This window comes from Actinotignum timonense (assembly GCF_900155575.1).
GTDB classification, from domain to species: domain Bacteria; phylum Actinomycetota; class Actinomycetes; order Actinomycetales; family Actinomycetaceae; genus Actinotignum; species Actinotignum timonense.
In genome coordinates this window covers 762,576-784,932 of the sequence record NZ_LT706966.1, presented here as the reverse complement: position 1 = coordinate 784,932, position 22,357 = coordinate 762,576, and the positions used below count along the sequence as shown (strand labels likewise).

Annotated in this window: 18 protein-coding genes and 1 pseudogene; 10 read left to right on the top strand and 9 right to left on the bottom strand. The window is 55.8% G+C overall.

Features of this window, described 5'->3' with window-relative positions; all coding sequences use genetic code 11:
- Window positions 1-25: 25 nt before the first annotated feature.
- The gene (locus CZ322_RS03290; RefSeq protein WP_087070204.1) at window positions 26-1,273 is read right to left on the bottom strand and encodes an ATP-binding protein; all 1,248 of its coding nucleotides are present in this window, start codon (window positions 1,271-1,273) and stop codon (window positions 26-28) included.
- A gap of 286 nt (window positions 1,274-1,559) precedes the next feature.
- Here CZ322_RS03290 and CZ322_RS03285 point away from each other — a divergent pair, with 286 nt between their 5' ends.
- A complete protein-coding gene (locus CZ322_RS03285) occupies window positions 1,560-1,886 on the top strand; it encodes a TM2 domain-containing protein (protein ID WP_087070203.1) in 327 nt (108 codons plus the stop codon).
- On the opposite strand, the gene CZ322_RS03280 is transcribed toward CZ322_RS03285, so the two are convergent.
- The 3 genes from CZ322_RS03280 to CZ322_RS03270 all read right to left on the bottom strand — a co-directional run bounded on the left by CZ322_RS03280 (window position 1,856) and on the right by CZ322_RS03270 (window position 4,791).
- Window positions 1,856-3,280, bottom strand: a complete 1,425-nt coding sequence (locus CZ322_RS03280; protein WP_087069845.1) for an IS3 family transposase — start codon at window positions 3,278-3,280, stop codon at window positions 1,856-1,858. The genes CZ322_RS03285 and CZ322_RS03280 overlap by 31 nt on opposite strands.
- Window positions 3,281-3,529: 249 nt before the next feature.
- Window positions 3,530-3,970: a Panacea domain-containing protein gene (locus tag CZ322_RS03275; protein WP_087070202.1), complete on the bottom strand. Its 441-nt coding sequence runs from the start codon at window positions 3,968-3,970 to the stop codon at window positions 3,530-3,532.
- A 50-nt stretch (window positions 3,971-4,020) separates the two neighbouring features.
- The gene (locus CZ322_RS03270) at window positions 4,021-4,791 is read right to left on the bottom strand and encodes a DUF4261 domain-containing protein (RefSeq protein WP_087070201.1); all 771 of its coding nucleotides are present in this window, start codon (window positions 4,789-4,791) and stop codon (window positions 4,021-4,023) included.
- A 105-nt stretch (window positions 4,792-4,896) separates the two neighbouring features.
- On the opposite strand from CZ322_RS03270, the gene CZ322_RS03265 reads away from it, so the two are divergent.
- The 3 genes from CZ322_RS03265 to CZ322_RS03255 all read left to right on the top strand — a co-directional run bounded on the left by CZ322_RS03265 (window position 4,897) and on the right by CZ322_RS03255 (window position 6,516).
- Complete coding sequence (locus tag CZ322_RS03265; RefSeq protein ID WP_159454982.1) at window positions 4,897-5,358, top strand: helix-turn-helix domain-containing protein; 462 nt, start codon at window positions 4,897-4,899, stop codon at window positions 5,356-5,358.
- Window positions 5,359-5,949: a PIN domain-containing protein gene (locus CZ322_RS03260; protein ID WP_087070200.1), complete on the top strand. Its 591-nt coding sequence runs from the start codon at window positions 5,359-5,361 to the stop codon at window positions 5,947-5,949.
- A gap of 117 nt (window positions 5,950-6,066) precedes the next feature.
- Complete coding sequence (locus CZ322_RS03255) at window positions 6,067-6,516, top strand: excisionase family DNA-binding protein (RefSeq protein ID WP_087070199.1); 450 nt, start codon at window positions 6,067-6,069, stop codon at window positions 6,514-6,516.
- Between the two features lie 42 nt (window positions 6,517-6,558).
- Here CZ322_RS03255 and CZ322_RS03250 read toward each other — a convergent pair whose 3' ends face one another.
- From CZ322_RS03250 to CZ322_RS03240, 3 genes are all read right to left on the bottom strand, one after another.
- Window positions 6,559-7,716, bottom strand: a complete 1,158-nt coding sequence (locus CZ322_RS03250; RefSeq protein WP_159454981.1) for an XRE family transcriptional regulator — start codon at window positions 7,714-7,716, stop codon at window positions 6,559-6,561.
- 1 nt (window position 7,717) lies between these two features.
- Window positions 7,718-8,404: a hypothetical protein gene (locus CZ322_RS03245; protein ID WP_087070197.1), complete on the bottom strand. Its 687-nt coding sequence runs from the start codon at window positions 8,402-8,404 to the stop codon at window positions 7,718-7,720.
- 95 nt (window positions 8,405-8,499) lie between these two features.
- Window positions 8,500-9,531 carry a hypothetical protein gene (locus tag CZ322_RS03240; protein WP_143231831.1) on the bottom strand — a complete coding sequence of 344 codons (1,032 nt, stop codon included), beginning with the start codon at window positions 9,529-9,531 and terminating at the stop codon, window positions 8,500-8,502.
- Between the two features lie 410 nt (window positions 9,532-9,941).
- Here CZ322_RS03240 and CZ322_RS03235 point away from each other — a divergent pair.
- The 3 genes and pseudogenes from CZ322_RS03235 to CZ322_RS03225 all read left to right on the top strand — a co-directional run bounded on the left by CZ322_RS03235 (window position 9,942) and on the right by CZ322_RS03225 (window position 16,037).
- A pseudogene (locus CZ322_RS03235) lies at window positions 9,942-12,694 on the top strand (DNA methyltransferase).
- 2 nt (window positions 12,695-12,696) lie between these two features.
- Complete coding sequence (locus CZ322_RS03230; protein ID WP_087070195.1) at window positions 12,697-14,814, top strand: DEAD/DEAH box helicase; 2,118 nt, start codon at window positions 12,697-12,699, stop codon at window positions 14,812-14,814.
- The gene (locus tag CZ322_RS03225; RefSeq protein WP_087070194.1) at window positions 14,814-16,037 is read left to right on the top strand and encodes a GIY-YIG nuclease family protein; all 1,224 of its coding nucleotides are present in this window, start codon (window positions 14,814-14,816) and stop codon (window positions 16,035-16,037) included. The genes CZ322_RS03230 and CZ322_RS03225 overlap by 1 nt, the downstream gene beginning before the upstream one ends.
- A 123-nt stretch (window positions 16,038-16,160) precedes the next feature.
- Here CZ322_RS03225 and CZ322_RS03220 read toward each other — a convergent pair whose 3' ends face one another.
- A complete protein-coding gene (locus CZ322_RS03220) occupies window positions 16,161-17,177 on the bottom strand; it encodes a hypothetical protein (RefSeq protein WP_143231830.1) in 1,017 nt (338 codons plus the stop codon).
- Window positions 17,178-17,584: 407 nt separating this feature from the next.
- On the opposite strand from CZ322_RS03220, the gene CZ322_RS09835 reads away from it, so the two are divergent.
- On the top strand, window positions 17,585-18,967 hold the full coding sequence (locus CZ322_RS09835; RefSeq protein WP_143231829.1) for a hypothetical protein: 1,383 nt from the start codon (window positions 17,585-17,587) through the stop codon (window positions 18,965-18,967).
- A gap of 379 nt (window positions 18,968-19,346) precedes the next feature.
- On the opposite strand, the gene CZ322_RS03210 is transcribed toward CZ322_RS09835, so the two are convergent.
- A complete protein-coding gene (locus tag CZ322_RS03210; protein WP_234984440.1) occupies window positions 19,347-20,045 on the bottom strand; it encodes a CYTH domain-containing protein in 699 nt (232 codons plus the stop codon).
- A 76-nt stretch (window positions 20,046-20,121) separates the two neighbouring features.
- Here CZ322_RS03210 and CZ322_RS03205 point away from each other — a divergent pair, with 76 nt between their 5' ends.
- Together CZ322_RS03205 and CZ322_RS03200 are read left to right on the top strand one after the other, a co-directional pair.
- Window positions 20,122-21,504, top strand: a complete 1,383-nt coding sequence (locus CZ322_RS03205; RefSeq protein ID WP_087070190.1) for a pyridoxal-phosphate dependent enzyme — start codon at window positions 20,122-20,124, stop codon at window positions 21,502-21,504.
- A gap of 175 nt (window positions 21,505-21,679) precedes the next feature.
- On the top strand, window positions 21,680-22,354 hold the full coding sequence (locus CZ322_RS03200) for a 1-acyl-sn-glycerol-3-phosphate acyltransferase (protein ID WP_087070189.1): 675 nt from the start codon (window positions 21,680-21,682) through the stop codon (window positions 22,352-22,354).
- Window positions 22,355-22,357 lie beyond the last annotated feature (3 nt).

The window sequence follows — 22,357 nt, the reverse complement described above, 5'->3', positions numbered from 1 at the left end:
TCCAGGGGAAGTGACCACCACCTCACTACAGTAGCGGCCCCATGGTGCTCAGGGGAAGAATATGAACGCCACTTGGCAACGTGAATGCGGTGCGGCCACCGGTCACCACCGCGAGGAAATCCGGGGCTTTCACCATACGGGCATCGCGCAGCCGGAGTAGATTGCGCTCCCCCGCGCTCACGGCGCGATCCGATTCGCCGAGTTTCACTTCGATGCCGGCCCAGTGGCCATCGCTGAACTCCAGCAGAATATCTACTTCCAGGCCGCTCTCATCGCGGTAACCGAAACAGGTGGCGCCGATCTGCTCCGCGTAGGTGCGGATGTCCCGCACCGCCATGGATTCGAAAATCTGACCGAAATATTCGGGGTCATTCGCGAGCTCTTCCGGGGTTGCGCGGAGGGCCGCGAGCGCCAGAGATGGATCGCAGAAATGCAGTTTCGCCTGTTTGCGGAGCCGGGTTTTTGAGCGCAAGGAGCCGCTCCAGGGCGGGAGCTCCTCCACGATGAAAATCCGGGTGAGCGCATCGAGGTAGCTTCGCACGCTTTGCGGGGAGAGTTCGCCGCCGTCCGCGGAAATATCTTGAGAGAGGGTGGTCGCCGCGGTTTCGCTTGCGATATTCCGGGCGAGGGAGCGCAGTAGGCGCCGCACCCGTTCCGGGTCGAAGCGGGCGTCCACCTGCGCGAGGTCAACATGCGCGATATTGTCCACGTAGTTCTGGACGAATCGGATAAAGGCAGGATTTTGCGAGGAGACAAGGAAGGGCCAGCCGCCTCGCACCGCTTCGGTCGCGAGTTCGGGGTAGCTGAGGGCACCGGGTACGTAGCGAACCTGTGTGGCGGTGCGTAGCTCGTTCAGGGTGATGCGGTCTTCACGCGGATATGCTTCGCCCAGGGCCATGGGGCGCATGCGCACCCGGGAGAGCCGGCCGGCGCCGGTGTGGCGGGTAATCGAATCGGCCGGGGTGGCCGAGCCCGATAAAATGAACTGACCCGGGGCACGCCGCACATCGATTTCGTGGCGGATTTCGTTCCACAGGATCGGGGCGAGCTGCCACTCATCAACGAGCCGGGGAACATCGCCTTCCAGAACTCCCTGGGGATTGAGTTCCGCCAGGCGCTGGTTGGATGCCTGATCCACGCGGAATTCTGAGTGAGCGTGGAATATGCCCGTTTCGGTTTTACCGCAGCCGCGCGCACCTTCAATCACCACACCACCCATGATTTCCAGGTCTTGTTGCAGCACTGTATCAACCGCGCGCCGAATATAAGCCATGCTGTGAGACTAGCCGTTTCGCGTGCCATTGTCACTATTGCGGGAGTTTCGATATCACTTTTGCGGACTTATCGATATCACTTTTGCGGGTTTTTCATTATCAGTCTTGCGGATTCGCGGTTGCTATTTTCGCCGCCTTGCAGCTATTGCTTTTACAGGGCCGGACGTTTCCTCACCAGGTGTCGGGCGTTTCCTCACAGCTCATAGCAGCCCAGCTTACGGGCCCGCCGGCTATACTTTTCGGCAGAAGCTCGTGACATACCGGGCACAAGGAAAGATTGGATCAATGAGCGCTTTTGAACCGTACCCGCAACGGGGGCCGCAACAGAACCAGCAGTATCCACTTCCGGGGCAGCCGTATCAAGGGCCGGGGCAGCCGTACCCCACCGCTCCGGAGGCGTATCCCACAGCCCCGCCCGCATATTACTACCAAGAGCCGCAATTCCGCACGGTCAATAAGATCGTTTATGTGCTCCTTGCTTTCTTCTTGGGAGGCTTCGGCGTCCACCGTTTCCTGCGCGGGCAGGTAGGTATCGGAATCTGCATGATTCTCTTTAACTGGCTCACGGGGCTGCGGACTGTTTATTGGACATTATCGCTTAAAACCGCTTGACGATGCTCCACAATCGTTAAACCATCGAACTTCAAGGTAATACGCTTCTGGTTATAGAAGAACATATACTCGTCTATCGCCTCGCATAACTCATCGGTTGTAGCCCACTTCTTCCCGTGATAAATCTCGGTTTTCATCCGCCCGAAAAACCCCTCACAAGCAGAATTATCCGGACTACACCCCTTCTTCGACATCGACCGCGTCAACCCGTAACGCCGCGTAAGCTCAATCCAGGACACAGACCGGTAGTGGACTCCCCGATCCGAATGGATCACGAGTGGATGCTCACTCTGGCCGGCTTGTAGCTCGTTTAGACGCTGGTGCGGGAGGGTTGCCAGGGCGTTTTCAAGGGAGGAATCAGCCAACACTGAGGTTGGGTGTAATCCCCTCGTATACGCCACGACTTTCCCGTCATAACAGTCAATAATCGGGGAGAGATAAACCTTCCCGTTAGCTGCGTGGAACTCGCTGATATCCGTGAGCCAAAGCCGTCCGGGCTCATCAGCGTGGAAGTCACGCTCGACTAGGTTTTCCGGTGCCGGGCTGATCTCCCCGCCGTAACTAGAGTACTTCCGGCGTGCTTTGGCATACCTGACCGGGATTTCCTCTTCCCGCATCAAGCGCTGGATGACTTTCTCCGAGACCACATACCCAAGCTTTCTAAGCGCTAAACGGATACGCCGATACCCATACGTATACAAGCCCTCGCGCGCGATCTGAGCGATCAACTCACGCAAGCGAGCATGCTTGTCAGGCCGCTCTAGCTGTTTAGCGGTGTAATAGTACGAGCTTGCCGGCAAATCCAAGGTATCTAAGACCATGGCTAGCGGCGTGGTAGAGCGTAGCTGGTTAGCTACCCGTGTTTTCTCTACCGCTTCACTGCGCCCGCCTGTGCGGGCTTTTCCTTTTTTTGCTAGCTCGAGCTGGGCTTTCAAGACGCGTTTCTGCACGATTAAATCGGCTACAAGAGCACGTAATTCTTCCGGGTCTTGGGGTAGCTGGGCTTCCAGTTGGTGGCGGGTTTTCGCTTTGATCTGGTCGCATTCTTTCTCGTTCATGAGTCCTAGACTGCCTTCCGCATCCCACTTTTTAACCCAAGCATAGATGTTTGTGCAGTTCACGATTCCTAGATCCTGGGCGATAGTGTAGGCGTTTTCCCCGCTGCGGAATCGCTTGCAGGCAGTTACTTTCACGTCCGTTGATATTTTCTGGTTAGGGGCGTGTTTCTTCGGTTTTCTCTGCTCTGGTTTCTCGTTGCTATTCCGGATCCATTTGTAGAGCGTGTCTCGGCCTGGGTAGCCCAGTTTACGGACTGTGGCGGTTACCGATTGCGTGCGTTGGTAGGTGGTGAGGGCTTTACGGATCTGCTCTCTCGTGTACGTACGCTTACTCATTGAACGTTCTCCTTAAAAATCTCTAGGAAACCGTCCGCACCCCCCACTATCGGCATTTGGGCGCTGGTGGAGTTCATTATCGGCTGCGTGAAGCTCAGCAAATATCCCGGTGATGATTTCATCTTCACCCAGAGCGGGGATTGGATTTACTAATTCACACTCCCGTCCTGCGCGTTCGGAATCCCGAACGCCCGTGGAGCCATAAGTAAAGGAGGGGTGCTGCCGCCCCTCCTTTTCCTATGTCACTACCTATAGAACCGGATTGGCCCGGTAGTACTCCTCAATAGCATCCCGAGGAATAACCACGGTTGAGCGGGTTTCAGTATCACAGTACTTGCGGGCTTCCCGCCACGGAGCTTCGCGATGAGTTTTCTCAACCAACTCGTTTGGATTCAACTCGCCCAATTTTGCGCAGACGGCATCAACAACGCCCCGCTGCCGATCAGAAAGCCCTTCACCCCGACTGTGCAGCTCGCCCGGGTTAATGAAAAACTTGCGCCGGTGCTGAGCGAAGAGATCTGGTGATACCGGGCCATTCACCCAGGCCTGAAAGTCTCCTTCAAAAAGAGGCCGGCCAGTTTCACCGAGATAAGCGGCCTGGCAGTAGAAGGTAAGTTTTTGCAATTTCATGGTGGTCATACGCCCGCAGCGCTCAAGAATACGCCCGGCAATATCTTCGACGTTCGCCATCCCGCACCTCCCCATTTCGTACGCAGAATCGCACCCTATTTCGGGGAAAACTAGTAAATCAACCGCAGCGTGGGGGTCTCCCCGTCGCGGCCCTGGGCGATGGCGATGGACTCATCAGCGGCGGTGCCCAGAGTTTGCCCTGGCATGAGGGTTGCGCCGTCGGAAATAATATATCCGGCAGTGTTCGCGAGCAGTTCGTACACGGCCTCGCGCGGGCGGTGACTGTCCTTCACCTCGAGGTCGAGGTGCCCGAAAAGCGGCAGTCCCACGGTGCGTCCGGACACTACCTCGCCGGCGCGCATCGGCACGTAAATCCACAGTAGGAACGGGTCTGCGGCGTCGATCCGGTAACCGGTCACCACATCGGCGGGGTAGATGATGCCCAGCTCTGGGCGCGCCACGCCCACCGCGGCTTCCTCGCCCATGAGCGAGCGGATCACGGCCGTGTACACCCGGTGCAGCGTGTGCATGGAGGTACGACGACGCGCCGCGAACTCGTCGCTCACCGGGTCGGGCATGTCCTCCCCGGAGCGCGCCATATCGGAGAAAAACGTCATCATAATGTGAAAAGCGTGCGGCGGGGTGGCGCCCTCCAGCGCGGCCGGCCCGGAGACGGGCGTGAGCAACACCGTCACGCCACTGGCCAGAAAATTGAACACCTGCCCGCCGGGGAGCTCATCCAGGTGGACATCGAGGGCCCGGCCGTCCACTTCCACGCGTTCCAGCGCCGTTCGCACGTCAATCGGCGCACTAAAAAGGGCGACGGCGCCCAGGTGGTCAGGGGCAACGGGATGAATAGCGGACACCGGAACTTGAGCCATGTGCCCTATCGTAGCGGCTTGGCACAACTTCGCGGGAATGCACTCTTCCCTCCCCGCGCGAGGCCCACTACACTAGAAACAAAAGAAACGAAAAGGAGGTGTGACGTGACGATTACACATGATGACAAAATCGCGCAGATTGATCCGGAGATCATGGATCGAATCCGCCGGCTTCTCGCTAAGTCACGCAGGGTTGGATTGACCTTTGACGGCGTCACTATCGAAATTCCGCCGCTGCTGCGCGCACAGATTTCGATGGCCGTGCAGGAGGAACCGGATGGGGATAGGGAAATCTCCACTCAGGAAGCTGCCGATCTTTTGAATATGACCCGCCCAACCGTAGTGAAGCTATGCGAAGAAGGTGCAATACCGTTCCGGAAAATTACCACCCATCGCCGGCTCTGGCTCTCGGATGTTCTGAATTATCGCGAAAAGCAGCGGCAGGTGGCAAAGAAGGCGCTGGACGAGATCTCGGATATGACGTACGAGTTGGGTCTTTATGACCAGACTCCCGAGGAGATCGAGGCAGCGATAGCCGAAATCCGTAGAATCCGCAAAGGCCTTTAAATGGGCGCGGTTTTTCTGGATACATGCGTCCTCTTTCCTGCGTTACTGCGGGAGGCCCTTCTCGAGACTGCATATCTGGGCGTGTACCGCGTCTCCTGGTCAAATCGCATAGAAGAGGAATTAACCGGAGCTATCTCACGCTCCAACAAGGAACGTGGAATCGACGATTCGACCACCTCGGCGTATTTATCGCATCTATTCAAAAGAATGCACCACGCCTTTCCGGGAGGGAGCATCGAACTCCCTCCCGGATCAATAGGCAATTATGGAGATGCTCCTGATCCAAACGATACGCATGTTATCGAGGGTGCACTCCGTAGCAATTCAGATATGATCGTAACGTTCAATCTCAAAGACTTTCCGCCCGCGATTCTTCCAAAGAATCTCATTGCGCAACACCCGGATGATTTTCTGCTGGAACTGTGGGAGAAAAATCCGTTCACCACCCTTGGGGCCATAGGAAATATCGCGAAACGTACTGGGCGGCGCGGCCCACGATTGACACCAGTTGAATTCCTCAAACAGCTAGCCATCCACACACCGCGCTTCTCCGCGGAAGTGCTCCGGTGCTTTTCACAAGAGGGAGCATAGGATTCCGGGCACGGCCGAAGAGTGGGCTACTTTTCGGCTGCCGCTTACAGATACAGTCTTCCTTACCCGCCCATCCGGGCAAGGGTGGTTACACCAGAAACGAAAAGGAGGTGTGATGTGACGACTTCAAACGATCAGAAATGTACCCAGGCAGATCTGGAGGCAATGGATCAAATCCGTCAGCTCCTCGCTCACGCGCGCAGGGTCGAATTGGTTTTTGACGGTATTGCTGTAGAAGTTCCGCCCCTGCTGCGAGCGCAGATTTCGATGGCCGTGCAGGAAGAAACGGATGGAGATAGGGAGATTTCCACTCAGGAAGCGGCCTATCTGTTGAATACGACCCGCCCGACCGTGGTGAAGCTATGCGAGGAAGGCGCAATACCGTTCCGGAAAATCACCACCCATCGCCGGCTCTGGCTCTCCGATGTTCTGAACTATCGCGAAAAGCAGCGGCATCAAACTCGTGAAGCTCTCGATGCTCTCATGGCAGATTCCTACGCCATGGGCGATTACGACGAAGACCCCGAAGTCATCGCCCAGGCAATTCGCGAGATGGGCGCCGAGTAGCGGATACACAAAAAAGAAGAGTGACCTTCTTTCAGGCGTCGATTATCTCCGGCGCAGCTGGATAACCTGCGATTCGCCAGCATTGCCGAAGCGATCCGCAGCAGTAGTAGCGGTATCGGCGGCAGAATCGGCAGCGGAATCGAGATGCAGCCAGGAGTTAATCCATTCCGGTTTGAGCCCCAAAGCTTCGGACATCTTAAAAGCCAGAGCTTTCTTGCCGAATACTCGCTCCGCCGCTTGCCTGAACAAGGAAGGCTTTTCCGGAGGAACAATCACCGGCTCGCGCTTACGCCAGCCGGCATTGGCCAGCTGAATCTGCAGGCTCCGGAAACGGTGCTGCGTAATGATCCCAAGGCGCTGGGCACGCACGGCAGTGGCTGCCACACTGATTCCGTATTCTCGCCTGATATCTAGCAAGCTACGTAGCGGCGTCGTTTCATTAATACGTGCCCGGGCCACGGATTCCGGAAGCAATAGCGCCCCCGCAAAATCGTAGGCACGGCGTTCTTGCGGAGCGCGAGTGGAAGGGACCGGCTGAGTAAGGCCCTGATCGAATAGAAGGTGACCAAGTTCGTGAGCGAGCGTAAGGCGCTGGCGCGCACCCTCCGTACGATGCACAATACTGATCGCAGGGCGAGTATTTTCCCTACTGGGCAAGGAAATCGCGAGGTGCCCGGCGTCTTCGGCATCCTCCAGTAAGGGGTACACCACAGCAACCCCGAGAAGTCCGAGGATATGGGTGACATTCTGAATCGGCTCCGTGGCACTGAGCCCAAGAACCTTACGAGTTTGTTCAGCGGCATTTTCCACACCCAGACCTGCGGCAAGCAGATCGGTACTGGGAAAATCAAGGTACCCAGATTCGCGCGATAGCGCATCCCAGGCGCGGTTGACTTCTCGCGCGAGCTGATTGACCTTGCGTTCAGCAGTGACCGTGGCAGTACTGGATTTACGGAAAGTCGCGGTTGCGTTGGAGAACTTGGAATCCTCTACCGCGAAGAAAGACAGTGGCACGTGGAAGCTCTGCGCTGCCCGCAGCGCGAGTTCTTCGGAGAATGCGTTTTCTTTCCGGAGCACCTTGGAGATAAAGGGTTGGCTCACGCCCAGCAGGTCACTTAGCTCCTGCTGATTTACTCCCGTGATGTCTTTTAGAGCCCGAAGCCTCTCAGCTCGAACCCAGCCGTCTACTGTTGACTGCACCCTAATTCTCCGTTTGCCGGATTACCGCTTGACTGCTTCCATAGTAGTCGTAGCCGTTATCTTCGTTGGCGTACTGCCACTCCTCACCCTCGTTCACCGCAAGTTCCGTGGGAATTGGAATCGACAACAACAACGGAACAGGAGCGCCGTATTTCCCCGGTTTGCTGGTCATTACCAAGCGGGAGTCGAAACCACCGAGACGATCTTCGATATCACGATAATCCCAAAGATAGAGGAATCTGTATGGCGTCGCAGTTCGCGACACTTCCTCACTGCCCGGCAGATCTAACTCCATTTGTTCTTCAATAGTCCAGGATCTCCGCCTCGCCAAATTGTGCCCGGCGGCGGGAACCTTTCCTGGCATAACAGGGCATTCTTTGAGTACACGCACTAGAAGACCCAAATCGTGGTTCTCCAGCATAAGTTGCCCCATTAACTGCGGCTGCCCTGTGACATGCCACCCCTCCGGTAGGTCCGCATTTTCGAGAAATTCGCGGAGTTGCGCTCGCGCTAACAATGGAAAGAGGTACGGATATTTCGGGTATGCAAGTCCACTCAACCGAACCTCAGAATCGGCCAATGCTCCAGACATTCCCGTGTTAAGAACCTCCCCGACAGAATCGGTGACAACAGCGGCGAGATTGCGAATATTCTCGATAGTTACAAGCTGCTTAGTATGACTTTCCATGGTTATATTATAACTTCCAATGTCATGGTTGAGAAGACCTACCACACGTAATGTCTCGCGCATTTCACACCAAAAGCGGGTGGCCTTTTTAGCCGCTAATCATCGGAAATGACAACCTCTTTCCCGCCATCCAGCTTCTCCATAACTGCTCTACTGAAATTAATCACCTGAACAAGAGCAAAAATTTGCGACAGCGAGTCCTGCACGTCTTCAGTAGTGAAAAGTGCTCTAATAGCCTCCGCTCCCCCTAGCTCACGCATTGCCTGCGGAAACAGTTCCACGAGCTTCCGGCACACTTCTTTTTTTACTTTTTGCAACGGCGTAAAATCAGCATTGAGTTCTATTCCCAAGCAATCGAATATGGTCCCTTTCCGTTTCTGCGGGAGGGGTTCACATTTAGCACGCTCGATTCGATCTGCAACTTCTTCTACCAGCAACGGAGCCACCTCGGTCCGTATTGGAATTTCATACCGCACAACCGACCTGATCGCCTCACGTCGTAACGCCAGGGACACACTACCCGGATCTTCGTGAAGATTAACATAGCGAAGTATGTCCGCATTCGACGGAAACTCTTGAGAAGAAAATTTAAGATCCCCGAAGGTGGGAGCGGGATCCAACGGTATATCCACCGCTATACTTGCTGCTTCGCTTAGCATCACTCGATAAAGATAGAATTGCTTGCCACCGTCGCACTGGAACCCTATTCGGCGGATCATGTTATGGACTGCAGCTTCGTATGTTCCCACGTGCAAAGCAACATCTTGTTGTTCCTCAACCGAACCAACATCAGGCTGCTCTTGCCTCATGATTTCACGAAATTCCGGAGACCATTCCTCACGAGGGTCGTAAACCTTTTTGGGCCAGTCCGGATGAGTACTCGTGTGGTACCAGTACAAAGAAGTCAGTTTGCTGACGTTACGCGCAGCATCTTCAGGATCTCCATCAACTCTCAAGTGGACATTCTCCTCTAGATGCCGGGCACCACATTCAGGGCACTGGCCTTCTTGGTAGTTAAAGAACTTCCCCAACCACTCATCCGAAGCTTTCCATTTCCGCTCACATTTTTCACATCGCATATATCGCGATCTCATAAAATCAACTTCCCGGTCAATCATTTTCAGCAAACCTCCTGAACTAAGAAAAATAAAATTCGCTGAGAACTAATGCGATCTTGACCTTAATCCCTATTTAAAGTCAAACGATTGTTCGATCCCATTATTCAGGGCATAACTAAGTTATCCACAAGCAGTAAGCATGTGCACGTGTGGATAAGTTGCCACGAGCCCCTTCCACCACCCTGTGGATAATTACGATTTGCAAACAGAAATTTCATGCGATCACGCCGGCTGGAACCGTTAAAATCCATAGTCCAGAAAAACTACTTCAAACGAGATGCTCTCCTACCAAAACCACTGGCTGCGCGAAAGCACTGCCGTACGATATTTCTGTCACAAGCCCCCTCTAAGATAGGAGCGTACCGCCCGAGCCGCAGCACCCGCGCCGCGCCCGGGCCCGTCCGCGAAAGGAGCCGGCTGTGGCCATCACTCTCCAAAGTATTGAGGAGAACGTCAAGAAACTCACCTCCCGTGCGCCCTTCACCCGCGATTTCTTCTTCGACCTCCTCCTCGCTTACGGCATCTCCAAATCCAGCGTCACCCGCCTGCGTTCCACCACCGCCAGCTCGCTCAACGTCGCGGCGAACCCGGATCGCGATATCGTGTGGAAAAACAAGATCTACCTGGCCGAAACCAGCCGCGACCTCATAGCCACCGCACAGGAAATGAAAACCAGTGATGCCGCGCTCCGTTTCAATACCCGCTTCGTCATCGCCACGAATTACGAATCCCTCGCCGCGATTGACACCAAAACCGGTGATTCCCTCAGCATCCCCCTCGCCAAACTCGCCAGCGATTTCACCTTCTTCCTCCCCTGGGCGAATATGGAGAAACAGCACTTCTCCTCGGATACCCACGCGGACCGCCGCGCCGCCGAACACATGAGCAAGGTGTACGACGAACTCCTCGCCGCCAACCCCAACCTCTTCCATGAGGACAAATCTCCCCACAGCCTCAACATCTTCTTCACCCGCCTCCTCTTCTGCTTCTTCGCGGAGGATACCGGCATCTTCGCAAAAGGCCAGTTCACCAGCGCGGTCGGCTCGCACACTCAGCGTGACGGCTCCGACACCGCCGCATTCCTCACCGCACTTTTCCACGCGCTGGACACTCCCAACGCGTCCGATAAACCCGTCTACTTGCAGAGCTTCCCCTACGTCAACGGTCGCCTTTTCCGCATTAATAACGACGACGCCGCCTCTTTGACAGTCCCCCAATTCACCAAGCATGCGCGCGATTCGCTCCTGGAGCTCGGCACCCTGGATTGGTCAGAAATCAACCCGGATATTTTCGGCTCCATGTTCCAGGCGGTGGTAGATAAGGACCAGCGCGCCAACCTGGGCCAGCACTACACCTCGGTCCCCAATATCCTCAAAACCATCAAACCGCTTTTCCTGGATGAACTCTGGAACGAATATGACAAAGCCTGCGAATCAGTACCGCGCCTCAAGAAACTCCTCACAAGAATTTCAAAAATCAAGCTTTTCGATCCGGCCAGCGGCAGCGGCAACTTTTTAGTTATCGCATATAAGGAATTGCGCAAGCTCGAACACGCGATCCTGGACCGCATCGATTCCCTTTCCTCGGCGGGCCGCTGGGGCCTGCTCGGCATGGGCGAAGAAGAAAAGCTCGGCGCAGCCACCCTGGGCTTCGGCTCCTCGGTGATCAATATTGAGAACTTCTACGGCATCGAAATTGACGACATCTCCGTGGAGATGGCCATCCTTTCGCTCTGGATCGCCAAGCACCAGATGAACCAGGAGTTCAAAGCCAAGTTCGGCCTAGATATTCCCCTGATGCCACTGAAGGAAACCGGGCACATCGTGCACGGCAACGCCACCCGCCTCGACTGGAACGAGGTCTGCCCCAACAACGGCACCGACGAAATTTATTTAATCGGAAACCCACCTTATGTAGGATCCAAAAAACAGACCGCCGAACAGAAAGAAGACTTCACATACGTCTTCGACTCCCCCAAGTACCCCAAGGATCTGGACTACGTCTGCTTGTGGCTCATCAAAGGCTCGCGATATATCGAGGGAACGAAGGCCAAGCTGGCTTTTGTTACCACCAATTCCATTTTCCAAGGCCTCCAAGTTGAGTTGCTTTACCCACACGTCTTTACCGGCGGCATCGAGATAGGGTATGCATACCCCTCATTTAAGTGGACGAATAACGCGTCGCATAATGCGGGAGTAACTGTCGCTGTTATTAGCTTGCGGAATAAAAGTGAGGAAAAGAAATACCTCCTCACCGGCGATATCCAAGTGTCAGCCTCGAATATTAATCCTTATTTGGTCGAGGGACAATCCGTCGTTGTTCGACAAAAAACCCGGGAGCCGCTGTGCGGTTTTCTCCCGCCAATGACACTAGGGTCGTTACCTCGTGATGGAGGGAATCTTGTTCTATCCCCGCGGGAGGCAGAAGACATTCTGTCCCGCTACCCTCAATTGTCCGATGCAGTAAAAAGCTTTATCGGTGCTGATGAATTCATCAACGGGAAGGACCGCTTTTGTCTCTGGTTCACCACAGATAATCACGATAAGGCAAGCACAATTCCTGAGGTGAAGCGTAGATTTGAGCGCGTAGCCAAGATGCGATTAGCCAGCGTAAGAAAAGCTACGCAAAAACTCGCTAGCATCCCCTGGAGTTTCGATGAGATCCGTTACAAGCCCACGGACTCTATTATCGTTCCGCGGGTTTCTTCTGAACGGCGGGTATACGCACCTATCGGGTACCTGGGCCCTGACACTGTCATCTCCGATGCAGCCTTCGCCATCTACGATGCTGAGCCGTGGCTGTTCGCCTTGCTCACCTCGAAAATGCACATGGCCTGGCTACGCGCAGTCGGTGGGAAACTCAAAACAGATTTCCGTTACTCGAATACCTTGGTTTATAACACTTTCCCCGTGCCAGAGTTGTCGGCGTCGTCGAAAGAAGAACTTACGAAACGTGCGCTACGCGTACTCGATGTACGCGAATACCACTGCGAAAAAACACTCGCGGAACTCTACGACCCGGACCTCATGCCACGCAACCTCCGCGAAGCGCACGAAAAATTGACGAAGCGGTCGATAGACTTTACAAGAGCACCCCGTTCGCATCCGATGAGGAACGCCTCGCGGTGCTGTTCGCGAAGTATCAGCAGATGATCGAAGCAGAAGGGAAATAGCTGTGGCCACCGAAAACGTTGTGGACGTGACCTATGCGCAAACCGGGAAATCGGTTGCCACCGATGAGCTCGGGATGCGGGAAATGCAGGCTCGTGCCTATGAACAGCGCGCCTCCCAGTACCTGCTCATCAAGGCGCCGCCCGCCTCCGGGAAATCGCGCGCGCTCATGTTTATCGCGCTTGATAAGCTCTTCAACCAGGGCCGGCGCAAGGTCATCGTGGCGGTACCCGAACGCTCCATTGGCGCATCCTTCGCGCCCACCGACCTCACCACCTACGGCTTCTTCGCGGACTGGGACGTCAAACCCGCGAACAACCTGTGCACACCCGGCAGCAACGAATCGAAAGTCGCCGCATTCCTGCGTTTCCTGGAAGGGCCGGATGCTACGCTCGTCTGCACGCACGCCACCCTGCGTTTCGCTTTTGAACAGGCCAAACCCGAGGATTTCAACGGCTGCGTGATCGCGATTGACGAATTCCATCACGTCTCCGCAGACCTAGACAACAACCGGCTCGGCTCCGTGCTGCACGCCATTATGGAGCAGTCCGACGCGCATATCATCGCCATGACCGGCTCCTACTTCCGCGGGGACTCCGTGCCCGTGCTTGACCCGAAAGACGAAGCGAAATTCACGCCCGTCACCTTCAACTATTACGACCAGCTCAACGGCTACCAGTACCTGAAAACGCTGGGGATCGGCCACCACTTCTACCAGGGCCGTTACACCGACGCCATCGCGGAAGTGCTGGACCTCGACAAGAAAACCATCCTGCATATCCCCTCCGTGAACTCCGGGGAATCCACCAAGGATAAGTACGAAGAGGTCGGGAAAATCCTCGATATTATTGGCGAAGTGCTTTCGCCCGAAGAAGTTGCGCAGGTAGAACCGCGTTTCCCCGGGGACGACTGCATGATCTTCGTGCGGCGACGTGACACCGGTGCCGTGCTGCGAGTCGCGGACCTCGTGGACGATAGCGATGAGAAAGCGCGCGCTAAGACCCTAGTGTATTTGACCGATGTGGCCGCGAAAAATCGCGACGCCGCTGACATCATCATCGCGCTCGGGATGGCGAAAGAAGGTTTCGACTGGCCTTTCGCCGAACACGCCCTCACGGTTGGTTACCGTGCTTCGCATACCGAACTCATCCAGATCATCGGGCGCGTCACCCGCGATAGCCCCGGGAAAAGCCACGCACAATTCACCAACCTGCTGGCCGAACCGGATGCCACCCAAAACGAAGTGACACTCTCCGTCAATAACGTGCTGAAAGGCATCACCGCGGCGCTGCTCATGGAACAGGTACTTGCCCCGAACTACAACTTCCGGGCCAAGCGCAACACCGACGAAACCCCAGATCCCGGCACCCTGGAAGTCAAGGGCCTGGTGGAGCCGTCTACCAAGCGCGCAAAGCAGATCATCGCAACCGATATTGACGATCTCAAAGCCACTATTCTCCAAGATGACCAGGTGGCGCGGGCCGCGGCCGGCGCTGCGGAACCCGAAGTCATTAACAAGGTGCTTATCCCGCGCATCATTCGCCAAACCTACCCAGACATCACTGAGAAAGAAGTCGAGCAAATCCGCCAGCACGTGGTGGTCTCCTCCGTGATTAAATCTGGCGAAGTGCGGACCGTGGGCGACCGGCGTTTCGTGGAAGCGGGGAACAAGTTTGTGGATATTGATGAGATCAATATCGACCTCATTGAATCCATCAACCCCTTCCAGAAGGCCTTCGAAGTGATGTCCAAGCAGGTCTCCAGCCCGGTGCTGCGCATCATCCAAGATGCCATCGCCGCTACCCGCATCACCCTGAAGCCCGAAGAAGCACTGGAGATGTGGCCCGCAATCACCGACTGGGTCAAGGTCAATGGCCGCCGCCCGGACGTGCGCAGCGACGACCCCACCGAGAAACTGTACGCCGAAGGCCTGCTCATCCTGCAACGCGAAAAAGCAAAGCATGATGCTGAGAAAGCCGCGGCCGAAGCGGCCGTTGAAGCTGCGGCTGCGGCTGAGCAGAGCGAACCCGCGGCAGTGCGCAGCGGTGGTAAGCATGCCGAAGATGTGCCGGTGCCGGCACGTACCGCAAGCGCCGAGGCTTCCCAGGGAGACAAGAACTAATGGCTGATTTCGATTTTGAAGCAGAATTCGCAAAGATCCTCGCCTCCGATACCGAAGGGCTACTTGACGCACCTCCCGCCCCGCGGCGTTTCACCAGCGAAGACCGGCTAGAACGCGCCTTCCTGGAAATCGTGGACTTCCGCGCCAAAGAAGGGCGCGAACCTGACCCCCACACCCGCGCTATTGGGGAGCGCAAACTCGGCGCGCGCCTGGAGGGAATCCGTGCCGATCCCGAAAAGCTCGAAAAGCTCAAGGACCTCGACACTGAATTTGGGCTACTCACCCGCGAAGAAGCCCCGCAGAGCATCGACGATGTTCTGGCCTCCGATGAGTTCAACCTCCTGGACGACGGATACGGCATCACCGATGTGTCCCGGCTCCCCGCTGCGCCGCCGCGGACTATCGCCACGCCGGAATCAGTTGCGAAACGCGAAAAAGCCAAAGATTTCGAGCAGTTCGAACCGCTTTTCAAAGCTAAGCATGCCCAGCTGCGTTCCGGCGCAGCCGAACAACGTTCTTTCCCGGGCATCAGTGCTGTACAAGAAGGGCTCTACTTCGTGCTCGGCGGAGTGATGGGATTCGTTGCCGCTCAAGGAGCTGACCAGAAATACCACACCGGTGGCGAACTCCGGACCCGGCAACGGCTCCGTGTCATCTTTGAAAACGGCACAGAATCTGCACTCTACCGGCAGTCCCTAGCTACCGCACTCGGAAAAGACGGGCGGATTATCGTCGAACCGCAATCAGCCGCCCTTGATCTTCAGCAAGGAAGTGATACCGTTACCGCAGCTGACGAGGAAGTGAACCCGGACGAAACTCCAACCGGGTGGATCTATGTGCTGCGTTCACTCTCCACAGACCCGCAAATCTCCAGCCTGCGCAACCTCCACAAGATTGGGTTCTCGCGCGGTCCGGTAGAAAAGCGCATCGCAGGCGCGGAACAATCACCCACCTACCTCATGGCGCCCGTCGAAATCGTGGACACGTACGTCACCTACGATGTGAATGCCGCGAAACTAGAGCACCTGCTCCACCAGATCTTCGCGGACGTAAAAGTATCCCTCTCGCAAATCGATAACGAGGGCAAAAACTACGACCCGAGCGAATGGTTCATCGTCCCGCGCGAAGCCATCGCCACCGCCGTCGAACTTATTCAGAACGGGGAAAACACCCGGTACCGCTATGACAAGGGGAGCGAGAGTTTCGTGCCGGTACAGCAATAGAGGAACAGGGCAGCAGAACTTTTCTCGTCAAAGCCAATCAACATAAAGAATACTTTTGACCATCCTTGGCAAGGAAAATCCTATCGTTACTGACAGCGACAACACTATTGATAAAAGCTGGGTTTACAACTCAGGTGAGGCACTCTCCCCGAGCGCGGCGAACCAGCTCGTAAATAGCCGTATTGCATCGTCCGCAAGCTCTCGAACTTCATCGATAGGCCGGGGATAGCTTCTTACACCCAAAGAGTCGGTAATATACCCCCTGGCAAGCCAGGGATGATTAGGAAAATACTTCTTGGTAATCTGTTGGCGCCTAGGGCCCAATCCTTTCTTAGATGAACTGTGGTGATTAGTAGCCTTGAGGTCGAACTTCCCCGGATCCCCTTCAAGAACCCTGTCATACAAAACTCTCGCGTTTGTGACCCACTGAGGCTCAATTCCCAATTCCGGATCTGGGTAACATTCTTCAGTCTCAGACACTTTGGTTCCCACGTAAAACTCCAGCTTTACATCATCAAGATCTTTCGGCATCGAGCGCCCGATAACTTGTATCTGTCCGCACAGTTGACTTCCATTACTGTGAAACGGACTGTAGATCGTTATCGCCGGCATCCCCGCATTTCCACGCTCTACCTTGAATTCCCATCCGGGAATCCTCCTCCCCTCTAATGCGTCATGGAGTTTTCGCTCAACCTGGACCTTCTGAGCGGGGATTGCGTACACATCAGAAATCAACAGTCGCGGTTCAGTGAACCTTCCGAGAATATCCGACCATGTAATAACACCATCGACTTTGTCCCTATAATCCACAGCGTCATTTTCCTCTAACACAAGCAATATCAAATAATTACATACTTCACGTTCGCGCGAGATCTGATCTTCGCTTAGGAAATGGTCAATCTTGGCTTCAATAGCTAAGCTAATCTCTTCGGTTGAGCTTTTAAAAGTGAGCTTCACATCAACGCGTTGTTCCTTCTCACAGCCAACATCCACAAGCTCACCTAGATTGCAATTAAGTAGTTTCGAGAAATACTGCTCTACAACTCGTGGCGCATTGCGAATTTCCGCGGCCAAAGCTCGAGTGAGCTGAGGCTCAGACGTGTAGATTGCGCTGAACTGTCGATCGCTGCTTTCGCTCATAAAACAAACTCTATATGCGTTGAAAAGGAATCTGAAGAGCCTTGCACCGCTCGAAAATATCTGGAACGCACCGACGGACATGGGAGATGACTATACGTCCACCTTTGCAGCTCCATCCGAACACCCACACAAGCTCTAATGATCTATTTTGTATTTCATATCACAATATAGAGTGTTGCATTCTTGGCGTTAATGCCTCAAGATAGTCATTACCGGCCACATTAGGTCTACCAGATTTCATGGGCCGGATCTCGAAACGGGGCTGAACTATCCGGATGGATAGTGGACGAACGCAGTGGAAACCTGCGTGACTTCCGAGGGTAACTTCGGAAACTCCGATGCGTACCGCATATCAGTTCTTCGCATCGGGATTTCTGTTAATACCTCAACATAAGGAAGTGAATACGATGTCCTCCCCTCACACCCCCGTAGTTCTTAAAATCGAACACGTTGCAGATTCACACATCGGCGTATTGCGTCGAATCACCGGATTCGTAAAGATGCGCGGTCTCATCGGACTGATTACGAACGAAAGTCTGGAAGCTAACCCACGACACTCGAAGCGAAACAGTATCACCAAGGATATCCTCGAGACTCTTCTGACTAACCCATCAATGATGCCTTTCTATTCAAAAGGTTTACTCATTGGTGCCGGAGAAGTCGTCGAGCGCGACCGGAGTCGCTATCAGTTAGAGTTTAAATGTCGCCACCGTGAGGGAGTGCTTGATGGCGGACATAACCTTCTAGCAATTGGAATAGCGTTATTGACCGAAGCCGGTATCCCCGAAAAAGAAATCAACAAGGTTAAAGTTTGGCATGACCTTAAAGAGTGCTGGAACCGCAACTCCTCGGAGATTGAAGCTTTGAAAGCAGAGCCGTCGACACCCACTCTTGATGCACTAATTCCGGTTGAAATCATCAGCCCTTCAGATCTAGACACTAACGTGGATAGTCCGTCAGTTTTTAATGAGCTGATTCCCGGCATATGCGCCAATAGAAATCAGAACGCACAGCTTGCCGCCGAGGCGGTTGCAAATCAAAGGGGCGTTTTTGACGTACTCAAGACCGAACTTCCTGAGAAAATTACCAGCGAAGTCGCTTGGCGCACGAACGACAACGGTCGCCTGGATCCCCGATTTTTAATCGCACTTTCCTGGGTCACGCTAGGCGTGATCCCTACACTTTCCAACTACGGAGTATCCCCACTACCTGGAACTACCGCCTACTCATACAAGGCAGAAGCGCTAAAAAGATTCACTTTGCTCATTGAAGCGGATGGCGCCACCGAGAAAACTCCGGATGGCACAGGCCGCACTATTGTCGATACATACCTAAAGTCCGCACTAAAAATGGTGAACGAAGTTTTAGCTTGTTACGATCTCATCTATAAGGGTTTTCGATCAGCATACAACGCTAATAACGGCGCTTTCGGACGTATTTCCGCAGTGAAGAAAACCAGCAAAACAAACAACCAGACACTATTCTCCGGGGAAGAGGTTCCGTATGAAGTTCCACCATTGGGTTATCTTATGCCCGTGGTATTCAGCCTCCAATCCCTCATCAAAGTAGATAATAAAAAGCAAATCCTTGAATGGATTCTTTCCCCTACTGATTTCTACGGAAATCCAGACAATCTCAAAGAACTTATCGGTACCCTCAAGCCAATCATTGAAATGGCCGAGTGGGATCCGCAACGGGTTGGGAAGAGTGGCGCTTCTTATAGCAGTGTTAAAGAAAAGGCTCGCAACATGGTATTAGAGTCTTTATTCGGAAAACAAACCCTGCTGTAAAACCCATTAGATCAAGTTTTACATAGCTTCTATTTGTAGAAAGCTGAGAGGGGCGGCGTTTGCACGCCGCCCCTCAACGGCAGGATCAAGCAACCCGCTCACCTCAGGTTGAGTGATACGCATGCCGTGGTGTGCACGCCAATATGGCGACACAGGTCCGTTAATGTAACAACGAGTGAGTACTTGTATAAGTCTAAACGCATGCGCAACAAAGCTTGCGTTTTGAGCCACCCTCAGCCGTGCCATTACTCACATTCAACGGCAATTCAACGATATTCCGACCATGCGCCCACGCCTACATGCCCCGTGGGCTTCGTTTTCAGTGCGCGATACCGGAACTGAAATAAGCAATGCTACTTCCGCTCAGGAAATAGCGCGCTCACGCCCCTTCGCCCTCGCGTTCGCGCTGCTGAGGCGCGCGCAAATCCAGGAAATGCGGCCCGCGCGCATCCAGCTCCTCCATATAGGCCGCACCCCATTGCATCCACGGGTCCTTGGAAAGATGGTCATTGGTGAACCGCAGATCGTCGGAAACTTCGGTGGCGCAAAAATCCGGAATTTTCAGGTCCACCACCGGCGCGCGCCGCTCCACTTCCGCGATAATCAACCCCGCGTTTTGCCCGCCAAAAGCATCGAATTCCCAGCCGTCCTCATCGATCCACAGGGAGAAACGATTTTTGAGGACCAGATCCACCGAGCGCCGCAGAATCTGTACGGCCACATCGGTATCAATTTCCATTTCCTTCTCGTAGCGTTCCGCGCTGACCACCGGCGATTTCACCGCCACCGAGGCGCTCGCCGGGCATCCCGCCCCCAGCATCCGCGCGAGCGCACGCCGTTCGTAACCACCGCGGAAGTCGGCGGCGTCGTCGAACTCATCAAAAGGTACGAAAGCATCGGGGAAACGTACCCGCACCCGCACCGCGTAGCCGTCCTGCGCGAAAGTGTAAGCCTGGATGATGACCTGGGTGGAGGCGTGCTCGGCGACGTCGTCGGGCAGTTCGCGCACCAGGAATTTGCGTTCGAATTCGAAATCGGCATCCGCGTCGATGCCAGAGCCGTGGCCGGGTTCCATCATGCTTCCATCGTAGACGCGCGCACCCACGTGGTGAAACAGCCACGCCATCGCGCCCGCATCCCGGCACAATAGGAGGATGACTGAATTACCTTCACCCGAGCTCATCGCCGCAGCCGCCCGCACCCTCGCGGGCACGGTGCGCCGCACCCCGCTGCAGCTATCCGAGCGCCTCAGCGCCGCCCTCGGCCGGCCCGTTTACCTCAAACGCGAGGATACGCAGGTCGGGCGCAGCTATAAAGTCCGCGGGGCATACAACGCGATTCACGCGCTCGGGGAGAAGGAACGCGCCGCCGGCGTGGTGTGCGCATCGGCCGGCAATCACGCGCAGGGCGTGGCTTACGCCTGCAATCACCTGCGGATTCACGGCAAGATTTTCCTGCCCGCCACCACGCCGCGCCAGAAACGCGAACGGATCCGCGATATCGGGGGCGCGTGGGTGGAACAGATTATTGGCGGGCCTACGTTCGACGCCGCAGCCGGCGCCGCCCTGGCGTACGCCTCTGCGCACGGTGCGACCTTTGTGCATCCTTTCGACGCCGCCCCGATTATCGCCGGTCAGGGCACCGTGATCGCCGAAGCTTTCGAGCAGTGCGTGGAGCAAAGCGGGCTGGAACCCGAGGCGGTGCTGGTGCCGGTGGGCGGCGGCGGGCTGCTGGCCGGCACCGCGATCTGGGTGAAAAATACCCATCCGCGCACCCGCGTGATCGGGGTGGAGCCCACCGGAGCTGCGTCTATGCAGGCCGCGCTGGCCGCGGGCGGGCCGGTCACGCTGGATTCCGTTGATAATTTCGCGGATGGCACCGCGGTGGCGCGCGTGGGGGACCTCACCTACGCCGCGGCGCGCGACCTGGTGGACGGCTTCATCACCGTGCCCGAAGGCGCGCTGTGTACCGAAATGCTTGAGCTCTACCAGGTGGACGGCATTATTGCCGAGCCTTCCGGCGCGCTCGCCCCGGCCGCGGTGGGGCGCCTGAACACCCTGGTCGAAACCCGCGTGGGGGCTAGTGCCGGCACCGCGGGCACCGGTACCGGGGGCGCGGGCACCGGCGCCGTTAATGGGAACGACGACGCCGCCTTCTCCGGCAGTGGCGCCGCTCCCGCCACCACTCCGCGCCCGCTCATCGCGGTAATTTCGGGTGGGAATAATGACGTCTCCCGCTACGCCGATATTTTGGAACGCTCCATGGTCTACGAGGGGCTGCGCCACTACTTCCTGGTGACCTTCGCCCAGAAACCCGGGGCCCTCAAGGAATTCCTCGACCGCGTGCTCGTGGCCGATGAAGACATCGTGTACTTCGAATACACGAAGAAAACCAATCGCGAGACCGGCCCGGCGCTGGTGGGTATCGATATTCAACACCCGGAAAACCTGGCTGACCTGCTGGATCGCATGGACCGCTCCGGGATTGATATTCACAAGGTCGAACCCGGCTCGCCCGAATTCCGTTTCTTTATCTAGGGCTTGGCGCGTGGCCGGTGCTGATTCCGCGGGCGGTTTCTGTGCCGGCACCGTGGCCACCGCGCCCGCGCTGCCGAGGTGCGCGCGGGCCGGTACTGCGCCGTCGTACTTAAAAGCCCCGCGCAAGAAGCGAGTACAATACCGGCCAGACGCCACCCTCCGCGAAAGGACCCCCATGGCATTCCGTAGCGCCGCCGCGCGCATTTTCCGCGCCTGCTCCCGTTGGACCTTTGTGCACGAACCCATCGCGCCAAAAACGATCCTCATCGGCGCCCCGCATTCCTCTAATTGGGATGGTATTTACGATATTGTCGCGTTTTGGAGCTACGGGCGCTCCATGAAATTCCTGGTCAAAAATTCGCTAGTGCAGGCCCCGGTGCTGGGGGCGATCGTGCGCGCCGTCGGCGGAATTTCGGTGGATCGCAACCACCCCAGCGGAATCGTGGGGTCGCTGCTGGAGCAGGCCGAACGCAGCGAGGAATTCTGCGTGGCGCTCGCCCCGGAAGGCACCCGGAAGGACGTTCAGTACTGGAAATCCGGTTTTTACCGCATGGGCCTGGCCGGACGCATGCCCATCACCCTCGGCTTCATTGATTCGCGCACCAAAACTTACGGGTGGTGGAAGCACCTTTATCTCTCCGGCGACGTCGAGGCGGATATGGATATTCTGCGCGAGTTTTACCGCGATTTTGTGGGGAGGAACGGATCGAAGCGCTCGGTGCCGCGTTTGCGCGCGGAGGACGACGCCGCCGCCCGCGCCCACCTCCTCAACGGCATCGACCTGGAAGAAGCGCGCGCTTTTGCGATTCGGATGAATCGGGAAACCGGCGGGGTGGGGATTACCGAGTAGCTG

Excerpts from the sequence above, each read along its gene's own strand:
- CZ322_RS03220 (WP_143231830.1), bottom strand. The coding sequence starts at position 17,177 with ATGAGCGAAAGCAGCGATCGACAGTTCAGCGCAATCTACACGTCTGAG.
- CZ322_RS03270 (WP_087070201.1), bottom strand. The coding sequence starts at position 4,791 with ATGGCTCAAGTTCCGGTGTCCGCTATTCATCCCGTTGCCCCTGACCAC.
- CZ322_RS09835 (WP_143231829.1), top strand. The coding sequence starts at position 17,585 with ATGTCCTCCCCTCACACCCCCGTAGTTCTTAAAATCGAACACGTTGCA.
- CZ322_RS03210 (WP_234984440.1), bottom strand. The coding sequence starts at position 20,045 with ATGATGGAACCCGGCCACGGCTCTGGCATCGACGCGGATGCCGATTTC.
- CZ322_RS03280 (WP_087069845.1), bottom strand. The coding sequence starts at position 3,280 with ATGAGTAAGCGTACGTACACGAGAGAGCAGATCCGTAAAGCCCTCACC.
- CZ322_RS03245 (WP_087070197.1), bottom strand. The coding sequence starts at position 8,404 with ATGGAAAGTCATACTAAGCAGCTTGTAACTATCGAGAATATTCGCAAT.
- CZ322_RS03225 (WP_087070194.1), top strand. The coding sequence starts at position 14,814 with ATGGCTGATTTCGATTTTGAAGCAGAATTCGCAAAGATCCTCGCCTCC.
- CZ322_RS03275 (WP_087070202.1), bottom strand. The coding sequence starts at position 3,970 with ATGGCGAACGTCGAAGATATTGCCGGGCGTATTCTTGAGCGCTGCGGG.
- CZ322_RS03290 (WP_087070204.1), bottom strand. The coding sequence starts at position 1,273 with ATGGCTTATATTCGGCGCGCGGTTGATACAGTGCTGCAACAAGACCTG.
- CZ322_RS03260 (WP_087070200.1), top strand. The coding sequence starts at position 5,359 with ATGGGCGCGGTTTTTCTGGATACATGCGTCCTCTTTCCTGCGTTACTG.
- CZ322_RS03200 (WP_087070189.1), top strand. The coding sequence starts at position 21,680 with ATGGCATTCCGTAGCGCCGCCGCGCGCATTTTCCGCGCCTGCTCCCGT.
- CZ322_RS03285 (WP_087070203.1), top strand. The coding sequence starts at position 1,560 with ATGAGCGCTTTTGAACCGTACCCGCAACGGGGGCCGCAACAGAACCAG.
- CZ322_RS03205 (WP_087070190.1), top strand. The coding sequence starts at position 20,122 with ATGACTGAATTACCTTCACCCGAGCTCATCGCCGCAGCCGCCCGCACC.